This window comes from Rhodococcus sp. G-MC3, assembly GCF_030063335.1.
In the GTDB taxonomy this organism is placed as follows: domain Bacteria; phylum Actinomycetota; class Actinomycetes; order Mycobacteriales; family Mycobacteriaceae; genus Rhodococcoides.
The window spans coordinates 24,576-39,914 of the sequence record NZ_JASISW010000025.1; the positions used below are offsets into that span (position 1 = coordinate 24,576).

The 15,339-nt window shown below is 62.2% G+C and carries 18 protein-coding genes; 11 read left to right on the forward strand and 7 right to left on the reverse strand.

Going from position 1 to position 15,339, the window contains the following annotated elements:
- Positions 1–21 precede the first annotated feature (21 nt).
- Positions 22–825 (reverse strand): acyl-CoA thioesterase, encoded by an 804-nt coding sequence (locus QMK17_RS22305; protein WP_283511494.1) that lies wholly within the window; start codon positions 823–825, stop codon positions 22–24.
- Between the two features lie 177 nt (positions 826–1,002).
- Here QMK17_RS22305 and QMK17_RS22310 point away from each other — a divergent pair, with 177 nt between their 5' ends.
- The gene (locus tag QMK17_RS22310) at positions 1,003–2,598 is read left to right on the forward strand and encodes an ABC-F family ATP-binding cassette domain-containing protein (protein ID WP_283511495.1); all 1,596 of its coding nucleotides are present in this window, start codon (positions 1,003–1,005) and stop codon (positions 2,596–2,598) included.
- On the opposite strand, the gene QMK17_RS22315 is transcribed toward QMK17_RS22310, so the two are convergent.
- On the reverse strand, positions 2,599–3,651 hold the full coding sequence (locus tag QMK17_RS22315) for an alpha/beta hydrolase family protein (RefSeq protein WP_283511496.1): 1,053 nt from the start codon (positions 3,649–3,651) through the stop codon (positions 2,599–2,601). It abuts the gene before it with no gap.
- Positions 3,652–3,770: 119 nt separating this feature from the next.
- Between QMK17_RS22315 and QMK17_RS22320 the strand changes: the two genes are divergently transcribed.
- The 4 genes from QMK17_RS22320 to QMK17_RS22335 are packed head-to-tail and all read left to right on the forward strand — an operon-like array spanning position 3,771 to position 7,400.
- Positions 3,771–4,625: a tryptophan 2,3-dioxygenase gene (locus QMK17_RS22320; protein WP_283511497.1), complete on the forward strand. Its 855-nt coding sequence runs from the start codon at positions 3,771–3,773 to the stop codon at positions 4,623–4,625.
- On the forward strand, positions 4,625–5,842 hold the full coding sequence (locus QMK17_RS22325) for a kynureninase (protein WP_283511498.1): 1,218 nt from the start codon (positions 4,625–4,627) through the stop codon (positions 5,840–5,842). Before QMK17_RS22320 ends, QMK17_RS22325 begins: the two co-directional genes overlap by 1 nt.
- Positions 5,823–6,683: a PaaX family transcriptional regulator gene (locus QMK17_RS22330; RefSeq protein WP_283511499.1), complete on the forward strand. Its 861-nt coding sequence runs from the start codon at positions 5,823–5,825 to the stop codon at positions 6,681–6,683. Before QMK17_RS22325 ends, QMK17_RS22330 begins: the two co-directional genes overlap by 20 nt.
- Positions 6,684–6,731: 48 nt before the next feature.
- Positions 6,732–7,400, forward strand: coding sequence for a DUF998 domain-containing protein (locus QMK17_RS22335; RefSeq protein ID WP_283511500.1), 669 nt, complete (start codon positions 6,732–6,734; stop codon positions 7,398–7,400).
- A 42-nt stretch (positions 7,401–7,442) separates the two neighbouring features.
- Here QMK17_RS22335 and QMK17_RS22340 read toward each other — a convergent pair whose 3' ends face one another.
- Positions 7,443–7,976 (reverse strand): CGNR zinc finger domain-containing protein, encoded by a 534-nt coding sequence (locus QMK17_RS22340; RefSeq protein WP_283511501.1) that lies wholly within the window; start codon positions 7,974–7,976, stop codon positions 7,443–7,445.
- A gap of 39 nt (positions 7,977–8,015) precedes the next feature.
- On the opposite strand from QMK17_RS22340, the gene QMK17_RS22345 reads away from it, so the two are divergent.
- From QMK17_RS22345 to QMK17_RS22360, 4 genes are read left to right on the forward strand one after another with little or no spacing between them, the layout of a single operon-like run.
- Positions 8,016–8,996: an EamA family transporter gene (locus QMK17_RS22345; protein ID WP_283511502.1), complete on the forward strand. Its 981-nt coding sequence runs from the start codon at positions 8,016–8,018 to the stop codon at positions 8,994–8,996.
- On the forward strand, positions 8,993–9,217 hold the full coding sequence (locus QMK17_RS22350; protein WP_283511503.1) for a hypothetical protein: 225 nt from the start codon (positions 8,993–8,995) through the stop codon (positions 9,215–9,217). The genes QMK17_RS22345 and QMK17_RS22350 overlap by 4 nt, the downstream gene beginning before the upstream one ends.
- Positions 9,184–9,684 (forward strand): nucleoside/nucleotide kinase family protein, encoded by a 501-nt coding sequence (locus QMK17_RS22355; protein WP_283511504.1) that lies wholly within the window; start codon positions 9,184–9,186, stop codon positions 9,682–9,684. Before QMK17_RS22350 ends, QMK17_RS22355 begins: the two co-directional genes overlap by 34 nt.
- 55 nt (positions 9,685–9,739) lie before the next feature.
- Positions 9,740–10,099, forward strand: coding sequence for a VOC family protein (locus QMK17_RS22360; protein ID WP_283511505.1), 360 nt, complete (start codon positions 9,740–9,742; stop codon positions 10,097–10,099).
- A 52-nt stretch (positions 10,100–10,151) separates the two neighbouring features.
- Here the strand turns inward: QMK17_RS22360 and QMK17_RS22365 are convergent, their stop codons facing one another.
- The 3 genes from QMK17_RS22365 to QMK17_RS22375 all read right to left on the reverse strand — a co-directional run bounded on the left by QMK17_RS22365 (position 10,152) and on the right by QMK17_RS22375 (position 11,868).
- Complete coding sequence (locus tag QMK17_RS22365; protein ID WP_283511506.1) at positions 10,152–10,634, reverse strand: SRPBCC family protein; 483 nt, start codon at positions 10,632–10,634, stop codon at positions 10,152–10,154.
- A complete protein-coding gene (locus QMK17_RS22370; RefSeq protein ID WP_283511507.1) occupies positions 10,631–10,993 on the reverse strand; it encodes an ArsR/SmtB family transcription factor in 363 nt (120 codons plus the stop codon). The genes QMK17_RS22365 and QMK17_RS22370 overlap by 4 nt, the downstream gene beginning before the upstream one ends.
- 107 nt (positions 10,994–11,100) lie before the next feature.
- Positions 11,101–11,868, reverse strand: a complete 768-nt coding sequence (locus QMK17_RS22375) for an RsiV family protein (RefSeq protein WP_283511508.1) — start codon at positions 11,866–11,868, stop codon at positions 11,101–11,103.
- Positions 11,869–11,975: 107 nt separating this feature from the next.
- Here QMK17_RS22375 and QMK17_RS22380 point away from each other — a divergent pair, with 107 nt between their 5' ends.
- Positions 11,976–12,968: an isopenicillin N synthase family dioxygenase gene (locus QMK17_RS22380; protein WP_283511542.1), complete on the forward strand. Its 993-nt coding sequence runs from the start codon at positions 11,976–11,978 to the stop codon at positions 12,966–12,968.
- A 2-nt stretch (positions 12,969–12,970) separates the two neighbouring features.
- On the opposite strand, the gene QMK17_RS22385 is transcribed toward QMK17_RS22380, so the two are convergent.
- Positions 12,971–14,200, reverse strand: coding sequence for a DUF2786 domain-containing protein (locus tag QMK17_RS22385; RefSeq protein WP_283511509.1), 1,230 nt, complete (start codon positions 14,198–14,200; stop codon positions 12,971–12,973).
- A gap of 265 nt (positions 14,201–14,465) precedes the next feature.
- On the opposite strand from QMK17_RS22385, the gene QMK17_RS22390 reads away from it, so the two are divergent.
- Positions 14,466–15,314, forward strand: coding sequence for an aldo/keto reductase (locus QMK17_RS22390; protein WP_283511510.1), 849 nt, complete (start codon positions 14,466–14,468; stop codon positions 15,312–15,314).
- Positions 15,315–15,339 lie beyond the last annotated feature (25 nt).

The window sequence follows — 15,339 nt, forward strand, 5'->3', positions numbered from 1 at the left end:
CGCTTTACTCGCTCACGCTGGTCAGCCCTTGTAATACACAACCTGGTGGCTGGTGGCGAGGAGTTTCTCGTCGCTGCTCCAGAGTTCCGCGGACTGGTCGAAGTAGCCCTTATGGAAGCGCCGTGCTTGAGCGTGGGCCAAGACGTAGGAATCGGCCTGAGTTTTGAGATCCTCGGGTGTGGCGAAGTAGTGGATCGTCAGCGAGATCGTCCCGGCAGGAACGTAGGATCCAAGACGTTGGAAGATGCGCGGGTAGAAGATGTCCGCCATCGACGTCAGCGACGTGAAATCGAGCGGGCGTGACGGCGTGTCCCGCACCCACAGTGAGATCGTCGAGTTTTCGGACTTTTCTTCGCGCAATTGACCGGCAGCGAAACGCATCTCGTAGTTGCGGGCCCAGGCAATGAAGTCCGGGAAGCCTGTCGTGTCGAGTTCGGAGGGGGCGGGCAGCGACGGGGGAGTGGCTTCGTCGTCGTCCCAGGTTTCCCGACGGGTTCCGAAGACCGCGGTCGCAGTGGTCGCAACCACATCGTTCTGGCGAAGCTCGAGATACCAGTGCTGGTTACTGCGGTTGGTCCGGACTGCGCGAGCGACGACCTCGAAGTCGCCCTCGGCTACCGGGCCCGCGAAGTTGATGGTGAGAGATATCGGGTCACCGAGGCGGTCGGGATGGTCCTGGATCGCCTTGATGAACGTTGCCGCCGTCAGCCCACCGAACGGGCCGACCATGTTGTTGTACGCGGGAGATGTCCGACCGTGGAAAACGCCATCGCCGTCGTCGGCCAGCGTCAGGGCATCGTCGAAGGGGTGCGGTGTGCTGGTCATGGTTCTCCCGATTGTCGAAATTCGTAATTATGCTAAGCGTCATAGTAGCGGTAGCCCTGCAACCCGTGAGTGGTTGGTTACGTCCGGCTGTCACCAAACGCGCACCGGCGGCGGAGCCGCATATAGTGGGCAGGCGGTTCGACCAGGTACCGCCTGCAATCCCGGGAGCTGTTTCACTTGAGTTGGATCCGCCTGAACGACGTCGCCAAGGGTTACGACGGGAAGGTGATGCTCCGCGAGGTGTTCTTCCGCCTCGCCGACGGCGATCGCGTTGGCCTCATCGGCCGCAACGGCACCGGAAAGACCACCCTCCTGCAACTACTGCTAGGCCGCGAGACCCCGGACACCGGAACTGTCGACGTCACCGAGGGTGCGCGCATCGGCTACTTCTCGCAATTCTCCGAACTCGACGGCGACCGCAGCATCCAGACTGAACTCGAATCGCTCTTTTCCGAGGTCCATGCGATCGAGAAGGAGCTCGCCGAGGTCGAAGCGGCTCTCGGCGGCGATCTCGACGAGAAGCAGATGTACAAGCTCGTCGATCGCCAAGCGGAACTGCTCGACGCCATGGAGAACAGCGGCGGCTGGACCTATCACCAACGCATCGACACTGTGCTCTCGATGCTCGGATTCAACGACGAGCGCCGCGAGCTGCCGGTGGACCGCCTCTCCGGTGGCTGGCGAAACCGCGCAGCGCTCGCCAAGATTCTCATCGAATCGCCTGACGTACTGCTGCTCGACGAGCCCACCAACTTCCTCGACGTCGCCGGCATCGCCTGGCTCGAACGGTGGCTACGCGACTTCCGCGGCGCTCTGCTCGTCGTCTCGCACGATCGGCATTTCCTCGAGCAGGTCGTCACCGGCATCGTCGAGATCGAGAACCATCACCTGCAAACCTACGACGGTAGCTACTCGGATTACGTTACGCAGAAACAGTTTCGGCTCAAGAACCTCGAACGCGAGTTCAGCAACGAGCAACAGCTGCTCGCCTACGAGCAGGAAGCCATCAGCGACCGCAAGGAATCCGTCAAGAATCCGAGCGGTGTGCTCAAGCGCCGCCTCGCGAACATCAAGAAGAGCAAGAACCCTCGCCCGGTCGACACCGTCGTCACCGCGATCTACGGCGGACTGCACGTCCACGACAACCTTGCCGAGATCTCTGGGATCTCGAAAAGTTATGGCGATCAACAGCTGTTCGACAATATTTCGTTCACGGTCCACCGCGGTGATCGCATCGCCATTACCGGTCCGAACGGCTGCGGCAAGACCACCCTCGTCGACATCCTCACCGGTTCCGAACAACCGGACCACGGAAAGATCAAGTGGAAGACGAAGGCGCCGTCGTTCATCTACTACAACCAGGTCCTCGCAGACCTGGACCCGGACGACACCGTCACGCACTCGGTCAACGCGATGCCCGACAGTCTTGCTCTCACAGCGACGAAGAAGGAAGTCAACCGCTTCCTGACGCTGCTGCAGTTCTCCGAGATGGATCTCAAGACGAAGATCGGCGTGATGTCCGGTGGTCAGAAAGCCCGTGTGGCGCTTGCACAGTGCCTGCTGTTCGGTGCGGGTGTCATCGTTCTCGACGAGCCGACCAACCACCTCGACCTCCAGAGCACGCAGGTTCTCGAGCGTGCGCTCATGGCGTTCCCTGGCGCGGTGATCCTGGTCAGCCATGACAGGTTCTTCGTCGAGAAGGTCGCGTTCCGGCAGCTGTCCTTCGACGGCAAGGGTGGCGTCGAAGAAATTGCGGGCGTTCAAATGGCGTAGCTAGCGGGGACGCATACGCACATCGACCTCGGTCATGACTCTCGCCCAGATCTCGCTCGTCGGATCGACGACGTGGAAGTGTCCGCCGGGACCTTCCACGAGCGTCACACTGCTGTCTGCAGCGGCGTAGGCGCGGGTCATCTCGAGAAGGTTCGGGTCATCGTCGACGGCACACACCACGATCGTGGATCCTGCATTCGGAACACGCTCTATCGGCGATGACCGGTCGTACAGATCCGCGAGATTGTCGGCGCGCCCGCCCAGCGCGCTCGCGACAGCACCTTCGCTCAACCACCGCTCGTCCGCGAGGCGAAGATCGAGCACTCCAGCCAGACTGACAGTGACCGACGCCATCTCAGGCGCGTCGGCCGCGAGACGGGTCACCAATTGCCCGCCTGCCGAGTGACCGAACATGACGACGCGGTCGGAGTCGAGTGTTTGCGGCGCATTCTGCACAACTGTCATGGCGGAGGCGATATCGGACGTGGTTGCAGCCCAGTCATGCTCGTCCGGCCGGCGGTACTCGACATTCCACGTCGCGTATCCGCGTGCAGTCAAATCGACGGCGAGTGCGTCCATGAGGTCGAGTGCCCAACGCGAGCGCCAGTAGCCGCCGTGCACGAGAACGGCCGTGGGGCAGTGGTCGTTCCCATCGGGTAGTCGCACCTCGATGCGTTGCTCCGGGTGCTCGCCGTAGTGAATCTCGGTAGCCGGGTGAAAACGCCGGTGATAAAGGCTTTCGATGGCAAAGCGGAGACCTTCGAGACCGCGGCCGCGAATATGAACGTGGACGCCATCGCTACGGTCGGCAGGACATTGCCCGAAATCGACTCTGACGACGCCATGCTTCAGCTCGGATGCATCGAACGGGCCGGCCGGCACCACGATGATTTCGCCGTCGAAGTGTCCGTCGGGGACAGTGTCGGACCAGAAAACATCAGCGGTCAGGTTGCGCCGTGCCGATGCCCGATCGACCAGATCTTCGGCAGTGCGGCGGTCGCGGACGGTCGAGGGGTTCACGACAATGGTGATTCGGGTCGATGGCGCGTCCACAGCACGACGGTACTGGCCACTACCCCTTGCTGCCACTGCCCAGCGATTGCACTTCTCTGGCGTGCGTCACAGATATGTAATACCATGATCACATCAGCCCACCATGTCGAGGACACCTCATGAGCGTCGAAGCAAACACTCGGGCAATCGAGAAAGATGTCGTCACCGATTTCAGTACGCGGATGAGCTACGCGTCCTACTTGGACCTCGACACGCTGCTGAGTGCGCAGAAACCGGTCAGTTCCCCGGAGCATCACGACGAACTTTTGTTCATCATCGCGCACCAGACGACAGAACTGTGGCTCAAGTTGGTGCTGCACGAAACCCTGGCTGCACGAGCCGCATTCGATGCCGACGACATCGGCACCGCACTCAAGTGCGTGGCTCGCGTCAAGCACATCCAGAAGACACTCACCGAGCAATGGTCGGTACTCGCGACACTCACGCCCACCGAGTACTCCCAGTTCCGCGGCTTCCTCGGGAACTCGTCGGGATTCCAGTCGTATCAGTATCGCGCTGTGGAGTTCGTTCTCGGCAACAAGAATGCCGCCATGCTTGCGGTCTTCGAATCCGACCCTGCCGCACACGAACTGCTGTCGACACTTCTCCATGAACCGAGCCTGTACGACGCCTTCTGGCGGTGCCTGGCCAGGCGCGGTTACGAGGTTCCCGAGTCGGCTCTGTCGCGGACGGTCAGCGAGGCATACACGTTCAACGCCGACCTGATGCCGCTCATCACGTTCGTCTACGACAAGAATGCCGAGCATTGGGCCGTGTACGAGGCGTTCGAGGAATTCGTCGATCTGGAAGAAAACTTTCAATTGTGGAGGTTCCGGCACATGCGTACCGTGCTGCGGACGATCGGGATGAAACGCGGAACCGGCGGGTCGAGTGGCGTCGGATTCTTACAGAAGGCACTGGTATTGACATTTTTCCCGGAGTTGCTCGCTGCCCGTACCGAGATCGGACGCTGATGACCGCGGTGAACCGAGCAGCCGATTTGGATGCTGCCGATTGCCTGAGCGCCTATCGGGATCGCTTTCTCGGTAGTGACGACGCGTCGATCGAGGCGTACCTCGACGGCAATTCGCTGGGCAGACCTACGAAGGCAAGCGTCGAACGAATTACCACGTTCATGAGCGAGTCGTGGGGTGGTCGGTTGATCCGCGGTTGGGACGAGCAGTGGTTCGACCTCCCCATCACCGTCGGCGACGCTTTGGCTGCCGCGGCCCTCGGGGCCGAGTCCGGACAAACGACGATCGGTGACTCGACCACTGTTCTGCTGTACAAGTTGGCTCGGGGTGCACTCGCGCTGAGGCCGGGACGCACCGAAATCGTGCTCGATCGCGACAACTTCCCGACCGACCGATACCTCCTCGAAGGCATTGCGGGCGAGCTGAATCTGACCTTGAGATGGATCGAATCCGACCGCCGCAGCGGAGTCACGGGCGCACAACTGCAGGACGCCGTCGGCGACGAGACTGCCCTCGTTGTCCTCAGCCACGTCGCCTACCGCTCCGGATATCTGCTCGACGCGGCAGGGGCTGCCGATATCACCCACCGTGCGGGTGGGCTACTACTGCTGGATCTGAGTCATTCGGTGGGTTCGGTTCCTATCGAACTTGATTCGTGGGGCGTGGATCTGGCGGTGGGGTGCACCTACAAGTACCTCAACGGCGGACCGGGATCGCCGGCCTTCGCTTATGTTCGCCAGGAGCACCTCGAGGACTTCGTCCAGCCGATCTGGGGATGGATGGGCCGCGCCGATCCGTTCGAGATGGGACAGGGATACGTCCCGGCGCCAGGTATTCGACGCGTCGTCAGCGGCACGCCCTCGGTGTTCGGGATGATCGCGATGCAGGACACCATCGAGATGATTGCTGAGGTTGGCATGCAGGCGATCCGCGACAAGTCGATAGCGCTGACCGAATATGCACTCGAGCTGGTGCGAGAACAACTCGTGCCGCTGGGTGTCGAAATTGCCTCACCGGAGGACTCGGTGGTCCGGGGCGGGCATGTCACCATCGACCACCCCGACTTCAAGGCCGTGACTGCCGGACTGTGGGACAAAGGAGTCATCCCGGACTTCCGTGCCCCCCACGGAATCCGACTAGGCCTGAGCCCGCTGAGCACGTCGTTCAACGAAGTGCGTGTCGGTATTCTGGCAATCCGTGACGAACTTCTCGCCTGACACCGCGGGCGCGATTCTCGACGATTTCGATTCTCGCCCGGGAAGCGCGACATCGCTCGTACGCACCGTGCTCGGTGCCTACGTGCGGCCGCTGGGAGGTTGGTGTGCAATCGCGGACTTCGTGGTGTGGATGGACGCGCTCGGCGTGACGCCGGACAGCACCCGGATTGCCGTCACCAGACTCAAGAAGAAGGGAATCGTGCGGGCCGCAGCACGCGAGGGCCGCGCGGGATACGACATCACCGAACCCGCCGCAGCCATGTTCGCGCGCGGGGACGGCCGAATCTTCGGATTTCGGCGGATGGACGACGGCGACGAATGGCGCTTGATTTCGTTCACCATCCCCGAGACGCATCGAGCAGCCCGGCATCAGTTGCGCAGGCGTCTCGCAGGAATTGGTTGCGGCACAGTATCACCCGGACTCTGGATCGCACCGGAGTATCTTGCAGCCGAAGCAAGTTCCATCGTCGACGCGCTGGATCTCACCAGTTACGTGACCACGTTCGTCACCGCCGAGATCGAGGTGCCGGTAACAGCGCGCTCAGCCGCTGCGCAGTGGTGGGACCTTCGCGATATAGCGGCACGGCATCACGCATTTCTGGAGACATGTGCGCGCGCGGGACCCGACCCACACACAGTGGACCCGCGTGACGCGTTCGTCAGATTCGTGCCGCTCCTCGACGCGTGGCGCATCATCCCGTACCTCGATCCCGGTCTTCCCCCGAGCATGACCCCCGTCGACTGGCCTGGTGAGCGCGCCGTCGCACAGTTCTCGTCTGCTCGTGATCGCTATCTCGAGTCGAGCACGCGGTTCGTCAGTGGGATCGACTACGGTCCCTGATCGGTCTCGACCACCGCTGGGGTCCAGCGAATCGGGCACAGTGGAAGCGTGAGCTTCGATTTCCCCCGCAACAATGGTCCGGCAGCATTCGGTGCTCTGTCGATCATCGTCGGCGCACTCGTCGTACTGTCCCTCGACATCCACACCGCGGTGAGCGACCCTGCGCATCTGCGTCGGACCATCAGTGAGTACGGACTCGGTGCACAGCAGTGGGTCTTCGCGACGGGTGTGCTGTTGCTGGCCGTCGGCTCGGCATGCACGTTGGTCGCAGCCGTACGCGCCGGTCTGGTGAAGGTGTCGTCGACCGCCGCCGTTGCTATGACGTTGTGGACTGTGGGGCTCGTGGCCGTGGTGGTGGTACCGAAACAAGACTGGAGCAACGATGCGACTCTAGGACTCGGAGGCGCGGTGCACCGGCTAGGCGCGACCCTCGCGTTCGTCAGCATTCCGATCGCTCTCATCGCCTTCTCGATCCCGTGGATCGGTGAGGGACGCTGGAGGAGTCGGGCACGTACGACGTTGGTCCTTGCGGCACTCGGTGTTGCAGCACTGCTTCCGATCGTCTACGCGCTGCTCGTCGGGATGACGACGTCGACGCCGTGGTACCGCGTCGTGACGCTGGGCTACGTGGAGCGCCTGCTCGTCGTCGCCGAAGTGATTGCGTTGATTTCGCTCGCGCTGTGGGTGAAGGCGACGTCGTCAGCCGTGCGCGTTTAGGAACACCCCTGAGTCACGAAACGCACACCGGCGCGAAGCGCACTACCGTTCGGATTTCCTGACCCGATACGCGGCAACCGCTTCCCGATTGCCACACGCAGTACTGCAGAACTTCCGCGATCGATTGCGGGACAGATCGAGGACGATGCCGTCGCAGTCGGCGGCGCAGACGCCGAGCCGGGAGAGCTCATCGGCCCTGATGACGTCGATCATGGCCATCGCGGTTTCGACGGCGATCCGGTCGGCCAGTGGCCGATCGTCCTCGACGGCATGGAGGTGCCAGTCGGTATCGCCGTGACGGACCAGTCGCGGCAGGGCGCGGGAGTCGGCCAGAATGCGATTGACGATGTCGACGGCGTCGTCGCGCTCGCTGGTGAGCAGACGTCGAAGAGCCGGACGCAGGCCTCGAACTGCGTCGAGCTCTGCCTGGTCCCCGTCGAACCGTCCGGTGTAACCCTGCTCGACGAAGAATGCGGCGAGCTGCTCCAACGACAGAAGTGTGTCCGGTTCCTCGCCTGAGTTCACCAGATCCACGGCCGCGACGAGAGCGCCCGCCGTGTCATGAGTAAAAACCATGTTGACAGCTTACAGGGGCGGTGCTTAGTGTCATCGCTCATGACGATGTTGACTGATGACATGATGGCCAGGCGGCCCACTCGACTCGCTTCCGGGTTCGGGCTCGCCGTCGCGTCGTCTGCTGCGTTCGGTCTGTCCGGTCCGCTCGCGAAAAGCTTGCTCGACGCAGGGTGGACCGCGGGCTCCGCAGTAACGGCGCGAGTGCTCATCGCCGCCGCGGTACTGCTCGTGCCAGGGATGTTGGCGTTGCGCGGTCGATGGAACCTGCTCGCGCCCAACGCCGGAACAATTCTCGCCTACGGCGCGTTCGCTGTCGCGGGATGTCAGCTGGCGTTCTTCAACGCCGTCGGGTACATGCCCGTGGGCGTCGCGCTGCTGATCGAGTTCACCTCGCCGATCGCAGTGATCGGCTGGATGTGGTTGCGGCGGGGGCAGCGTCCTACTGTGAAGACCTTCGTCGGCGCGGTAGTGGCCGCCGTCGGGCTGGTTCTCGTTCTCGACCTCGTCTCGGGCACGTCGCTCGATCCGGTAGGAGTGCTCTGGGCGCTCGGCGCGATGGCGGGCGCGGCTGTCTACTGGATCATGTCGGCGGACGAAGGCAACGGTCTCCCGCCGCTGACCCTCGCGGCCGGCGGATTGCTGTGTGGCGGAACGTTGTTGCTACTGGCGGGATTGATCGGAATTGTCCCGTTCGGTGCCAGCACCGCCGATGTCGTTCTCGCCGACGTCGCGATGCCGTGGTGGGTCTCGATCCTCGGGCTCGGTGTGGTGACCGCCGCACTGGCCTACGTCTGCGGCATCGCGGCGATCAGACGGCTCGGATCTCGGCTGGCGTCGTTCGTCGGACTGACCGAGGTGCTGTCCGCGTTGGTGTTCGCGTGGCTGCTGCTCGGTGAAGCGCCGCGGCTGGTCCAGGTCGGTGGGGGTGTGCTGATCTTGATCGGTGTGATCGTCGTCAAGCTGGGGGAACCGTCGAATGCCGGCACACCGGTGAAGTGTGCGTCAGACTTCACTGCATGAGCTCGGAGAGGTTGTATCGGCCCACAGGGTTCGAGGAGATGATCGATGAACTCGTCGTCCGGGCTCGAAGACTCGTCGTCACTGGTGAACGAAGGCTTCTGGGAATCACTGGTCCCCCCGGGTCCGGTAAAACGACCGTCTGCGACGCGCTTGCTGCGCACTCGGTTCCGCGGCCACCGTCGTCGGGATGGACGGATTTCATCTGGGGAACGACGAGTTGATCCGGTTGGGCCGGCGGGATCGCAAAGGGGCGCCGGATACCTTCGACGTGGATGGCTATACAACGATGTTGGGGCGGCTGCGTAATCAAGACGCTCCGACCATCTACGCGCCGCGCTTCGATCGACACCTGGAGGAAGCTGTGGGATCCTCCGTTCCCGTCGGCCGGGAGACGCCATTGGTCATCACCGAAGGCAACTATCTGCTGCTCTCGGGTGGCGGATGGGCGAACGTTCGTCCGGCGTTGGACGAAGTGTGGTTCCTCGACGTGGCCGAGGCAACCAGGGTGAGCCGGCTCGTCGATCGCCAACGCGGTCACGGAATATCCTTCGACGATGCCAGGCGGTGGACCGAGCAGGTCGATGTACCGAACTCCAGGTACACCCTCGCGGGGCGTGGCGAAGCCGACCTGATCGTGATGGTCCCAGCGCGCGAGGCCATCCGTGGCGAGTTGGGCCGAGACCTATGAGAGCGGAAATACGTCCCCTGCTGTGTATTTCCGCGCACATGAGTAGGGTTTGCGCATGTCCAAGAACCAGCATCATCGATTGAACTACATAGAGCTGTCGGTCACGGATCTGGCAGCGGCGCAGGCCTTCTACTCAGGGGCGTTCGGCTGGGAGTTCAACAGTTACGGGCCGGAATACGCCGGAATCGTGGGCTCGGACGGCAACGAGGTCGGCGGGCTTCTGCAGGTTCCCGAGCCGAAGCCTGCCGGCGGGCCGTTCGTGCTGTTGTACTCGGACGATCTCGATGGTTCCGTGGCCGCGGTGACGGCAGCGGGCGGAACCGTCGTCAACGGTCCGTACGGATTCCCCGGGGGCAGGCGCTTTCACTTCACCGACCCGAGCGGCAACGAGCTGGGGGTCTGGGCGTCGTCCTGAAAGCCGTGTGTGTGCAGTAGGTCTGGGGACCTACTGCACACACACGGGTACGTCAGCGAAGGATGTCGTCGATCTGACCCATCGCGAGCCTCACGCCCTCTTCCATGCCCATCTCGATCATCTTCTGCATCTGGTCGGCGCTCTCGAAGGTCGACGTCATCGTCATCCTGGTACGTCCGCCGATGTCCTCGAGAGTTGTCTGCATCTTGGTGACCCCCATCGAGTCGACGGGCTCCCAATTGTCGTCTGCGAAACCGTCGTCGAGCGACAATGTTGTCGGCTTGTCGATGGAGGTGAATTGCCACCAACCGCGTGCCTTTTCGCCGTCTGGGCCCGTCATGTAGTAGTTGGCCTTACCGCCGGGAGTGAAATCGAGTAGTTCGAATGTGGCAGGCCATGTCGGCGGACCCCACCAGCGTTCCAGCTGACGCGGGTCTTCCCAGATCTGCCACACACGTTCTACTTTCGCGTCGAACTCGGCAACGATCACAAAGCTCAGATCCTCGGGGCTCTTGGATGTGCTGATTACAGTCATGTATGGTCTCCCTGGTTCTTGGCGGGCTGGTCTTCGGCGAGAATGTCGGAGATCCGGTCGACGCGTTGCCGCCAGATCGTTTCGTATTCGTCGAGGAGCTTTCGTGCTCTCTGTATGCCCAACAGATGAATTCGCACGATTTGCTCCCGTCCGCGCTTCTCCTTCGTCACGACCGAAGCGCGTTCCAAAATCGCAACGTGCTTCTGCACGGCTGCGAAACTCATGGAGTAGTGAACGGCAAGTCCCGACACCGAATGCTCTTCGATCAGCACACGCGAGACGATGTCGCGCCGAGTAGTGTCCGCGAGCGCCTGGAACAGACGGTCGAGGTCGGCGTCGGCGATCTCATCTACAACCATTTGGTTGTAGGTTAGGCCGATACTCGCGCGGCGTCAGGGGTCAACGGGAAGCGCATGTCGACGCGAACATATGGGGGCGTTCCAAGCTCTCCTCAGTGCTCTTCTGTCTACGAACTGAGGGCATTCAAGGTACGAGGATCGGCGACATCGGCCAACGCGCCCCACGGAATCGTCACGTCGATCAATCCAATTGCGTGCGGGCCCACTTGGTAATCGCTGAAGCGGATGTTCATGCCGGCGGACGATGGAACCCAGTTGGCGAAGTTGCTTTCGGCGGGTTCGATTCCGCTCGCTTCGAAATCGGTTCCGGCGGGGGTCGAGGGCAACAGCAGAGCCGATTGCTCCGACAGCCGCTGAAGGCCGACTTGGAGATCAGGAAAAACATCGTGCAAGGTAATCGGTTCAGCGGTCGCGGTGTTCACCGTCACGGTGGCGATGACATACGTGGGATGCGCACCAGGGGGATTCGCGTCCCACGACGTGTTGAGAACTGCGCCCACGACCGAACTCCCGGCATACGTCGGACCTGGCCGCGCATCCGCGAGAGAGAACCGTGCGTTGGCGAATCCATCGATCTGATCCTGGAAAGCGGCGTGCATCGACTCGTTGAACTCTCCGACCACTGCGGGGTCTGGGCCCTCGATCTGGGGAATCGAGACGTCATAGGTGACGCGATCGGTGGACCCCGCAACGCGAACAGTGCTGAACGAATACCCGACCGGCGAGGTGAAGGTGGTGGGGCTGGGCGCCGAAGTGATCGGTAGTGCCATCGAGGTCGGGGAGGCTGCGGTATCCGGCGCGGCGGTCGGCGTCCCGGCCGTCGAGCATCCAGCAAGAAGTGCGACGATTCCCGCGGTCACGATGGCTGTGCGCATATGCCTTGCCTATCACGACAGGTCCCAGTCCCGACGAACTCTCGGCCATTTCGCTCGACCGCTCGGACTGGTGGCGCGGGTGCCCAGGTGGTCCGATACTGGAGAACATGCTTCCTGTACTCGACCTTGCACTTGCCGACTCCGATCCGGACGCCTTCCGCGCTCAGTTGCTATCGGCCGGGCACGAGTCGGGGTTCTTCTATCTCGTCGGGCATGGTGTGCCGCAGGTTCGCATCGATCACGTTCTTGCCTTGGCTCGTCGGTTCTTCGGGCTGGATGCAGATGCCAAGAACGAGATTTCGCAACTGAAGAGCCCACACTTCCGGGGCTACTCACGACTCGGCGGCGAACTCACCAACGGTGAAGTCGACTGGAGGGAACAGATCGACATCGGGCCCGAGCGCGAGGTCATCGACGCCGCTGAGGGGTACTGGAACCTCCAGGGCCCGAACTTGTGGCCGTCGGCCCTCCCCGAGATGAAACAGGCATTCGAGTCGTGGGAGCACGAGTTGTCGGAGGTTGGGCTGAGACTGCTTCAGCACTGGGCGCTCGCGCTCGGTGCGAGCCGAGATGTGTTCGACGCAGCCTTTGCGCACCATCCGGCCACCCTGATGAAAGTAGTGCGTTACCCGGGTAACGCAGCCAATCCGCAAGGCGTCGGCGCCCACAAGGATTCGGGCGTCCTGACCCTGTTGCTCGTCGAACCAGACTCGAAGGGCCTACAGGTCGCGCTCACTCCAGGGGAGTGGATCGACGTGCCTCCGGTCGAAGGAGCGTTCATTGTCAACATCGGCGAGCTTCTGGAAGTGGCGACTCACGGGTATTTGCGTGCTACGCGGCATCGCGTTCTTGCGCCGACGCCCGGCGTCGACCGTGTGTCGATTCCTTTCTTTCTGAGCCCAGCGCTGGATGCGGTCATCCCCGTCGTGGCGCTGCCCGAAGACTTGGCCGCGCTCTCACGCGGCGTCGAAGCCGACCCGAACAACCCGATCTTCGCGACGTACGGGGAGAACGCGTGGAAATCGCGCACGCGCGCTCACCCCGACGTCGCCGAGTTACACCACGGAATTGTGCCGAAGGGCAATACCTCGGCGTACTGACCTCACTCGTCGATCCGCGCGCGGCCGCCGTTGAGGTCCGCATGCTCGGCGGCCTTGCGGCCCTGGAGCACACCGTTTCGATCCGACACAGATATCTTGATGGAACGTAGGTCGGGAAACAGAGCCTCGAACACCGACGACACAGCCTTATCTCGTTCTGCGAGTATCGGAACCAACGACGAACCGTAGGTCTGCCCCGCCTCGCGATCCGCGCGCGCCCTGGCCTCGGCGAGGCGCTCTCTGATCCGCCAGGCGTATCCGAGAAGGAAGGCTCGTCGGAACCCTCGGGAACGGCATGTGGGATCCGACCCCGCCTGGTCGAGGGCGCGCGCGGATTGCACGAGCAACGAGGTGTACAGAAGTTCGCACAGGTCCAGATCGACCGGCATTCCGGTAATGGAGATCAATCCGCGCTTTTTGTGCCACACAGTCTTTACGCCGTTGGTTGCAGCGACGCTGGACATCAGTTGCATCTTCGCATCGGCGTACGGGTTGTCGACCAGAATCCTCCTGGTCATCACCATCGCCCCGAGTGGCGAGCCCTCGGCGGAGTCCACGACCGCGGTATCGATCGCATAGCGCGTCATCAACTCCTGCGCTTTGGCCGAGAACGATTCTGCTTCCTTGATGAAGGTGGTCGATTCGGCTTTTGCCAACAGTCCGCGAATCTTGTTCAATACCTTGGTATCCGGATGGTGGGTGGAGTGGACTGAGGTGGCTGCGGTCCACCGGGATGGTGGTAAGCCGATCTCTTCGATCGATCCCGAGTAGCGGAACTCGGCCAGCAGCCGGAACAGGGCCGTCCAGAACGTCCGGGCGTCCACTCTGAACGAACGCCGATAGTGCACGAGGTCTGTGCTCGGATCGACTCCGAGATCGAGCAGCTGCTCGCGCCATTCGTGCGGCGCAATCGACAGCGCCCGCGTTTTTCGCGAGTGCGATCCCATCAACGCCTTGATCATCGGTACGTTCGGCTTGTCGAGCCGCCGTTTGATCACGTGAATCAGTTCGGCAGGCTGCCAACCACGTTCGAAGACGTCGGCGAGCACTACGTCCGCGTATCGGACGCACTTGGTGTCCAGGCCGCCCGACGTCCGCGATTCCAGTTCGATCACGTGATCGACGAATCGGTTCAGCGCGCCGAGCGATGTCGCTGGGTCCGCAGCCAGCCTGATGCCGGACGCCATCAAGGTATCGATGTCGATCATCTGATGTACAGCGTGAACATTCATGTTCCCCCTCGTCGAAGCAATGACGACATCCAGTGAGGGGCCTGGTGTCGGTGTCGCCCTGATATTTATCAGCCGGGACCGACACGTTCGTCGAGGAGCTCCCTGTGTGGAAGCTTCAGCAGCTGGCCATCGCCGACGACCGTCGTACCGGGTCTGCTGATGCGGTGGCTGGTTCTACAAGCACTACATCTGGTGAGCGTGTAAACGGCGATCCGGCGGGTAACCAGGGTCTGTACTCGATTACCTGAAGGAGATGACAACACTCGTGAGCGTTGTACCCATTATTACTTTGAACAACGGCCAGACGATCCCGCAGTTGGGCTTCGGCGTGTTCCAGATCGAACCCGACAAGACCGCTGACGCGGTGAAAACAGCACTCGACATCGGCTACCGCCACATCGACACCGCCGAGATGTACGGCAACGAGAAGCAGGTCGGGGAGGGAATCCGAAACTCCGGGCTCGACCGCGGCGAGGTCTTCGTCACCAGCAAGCTGAACAACGGCTTCCACGAACCCGGCGATGCCCACAAGGCGTTCGAAGCGTCGTTGCGAGACCTCGGAACCGACTATGTGGATCTCTTTCTGATTCATTGGCCTCTGCCCACGCGGTACGACGGCGACTTCGTGTCCACGTGGAAGGTGCTGGAGGAGTTCGCTCGCGATGGGCGTGCTCGCAGCATCGGCGTCTCGAACTTTCAGCCTGCTCACCTCGAGCGGCTCGCCGAGGAAACGGATACGGTCCCAGCGGTCAATCAGATCGAAGTGCACCCGTACTTCGTGAACGAGAATGCTCGGACCGCCAGCCGAGACAATGCGATTGCAGTCGAGGCGTGGTCACCCATCGCTCAGGGCAAGGTGCTGGACGATCCCGCCATCGAGAAGATCGCGTTGGCCGCAGGCAAGTCCACCGCCCAGGTGGTGTTGCGCTGGCACATTCAGCGCGGCGACATCATCTTCCCGAAGTCGGTGACGCCGGATCGTGTGAAGGCGAACTTCGACATCTTCGATTTCGAACTCAGCGGCGACGACGTCGATGCCATCACTGCGCTCGATCGGGGTGAAGAAGGCCGCACCGGCCCGAACCCCGATACGTTCGACATGATTCCGGACTAGCGCTTCGCGCATGTGAGTGGAAATA

Bases quoted from the DNA above. Each gene is read 5' to 3' on its own strand.
- QMK17_RS22305 (WP_283511494.1), bottom strand. From the start codon at position 825: ATGACCAGCACACCGCACCCCTTCGACGATGCCCTGACGCTGGCCGAC.
- QMK17_RS22320 (WP_283511497.1), top strand. From the start codon at position 3,771: ATGAGCGTCGAAGCAAACACTCGGGCAATCGAGAAAGATGTCGTCACC.
- QMK17_RS22325 (WP_283511498.1), top strand. From the start codon at position 4,625: ATGACCGCGGTGAACCGAGCAGCCGATTTGGATGCTGCCGATTGCCTG.
- QMK17_RS22340 (WP_283511501.1), bottom strand. From the start codon at position 7,976: ATGGTTTTTACTCATGACACGGCGGGCGCTCTCGTCGCGGCCGTGGAT.
- QMK17_RS22345 (WP_283511502.1), top strand. From the start codon at position 8,016: ATGACGATGTTGACTGATGACATGATGGCCAGGCGGCCCACTCGACTC.
- QMK17_RS22350 (WP_283511503.1), top strand. From the start codon at position 8,993: ATGAGCTCGGAGAGGTTGTATCGGCCCACAGGGTTCGAGGAGATGATC.
- QMK17_RS22355 (WP_283511504.1), top strand. From the start codon at position 9,184: ATGGACGGATTTCATCTGGGGAACGACGAGTTGATCCGGTTGGGCCGG.
- QMK17_RS22360 (WP_283511505.1), top strand. From the start codon at position 9,740: ATGTCCAAGAACCAGCATCATCGATTGAACTACATAGAGCTGTCGGTC.
- QMK17_RS22365 (WP_283511506.1), bottom strand. From the start codon at position 10,634: ATGACTGTAATCAGCACATCCAAGAGCCCCGAGGATCTGAGCTTTGTG.
- QMK17_RS22370 (WP_283511507.1), bottom strand. From the start codon at position 10,993: ATGGTTGTAGATGAGATCGCCGACGCCGACCTCGACCGTCTGTTCCAG.
- QMK17_RS22375 (WP_283511508.1), bottom strand. From the start codon at position 11,868: ATGCGCACAGCCATCGTGACCGCGGGAATCGTCGCACTTCTTGCTGGA.
- QMK17_RS22380 (WP_283511542.1), top strand. From the start codon at position 11,976: ATGCTTCCTGTACTCGACCTTGCACTTGCCGACTCCGATCCGGACGCC.
- QMK17_RS22385 (WP_283511509.1), bottom strand. From the start codon at position 14,200: ATGAATGTTCACGCTGTACATCAGATGATCGACATCGATACCTTGATG.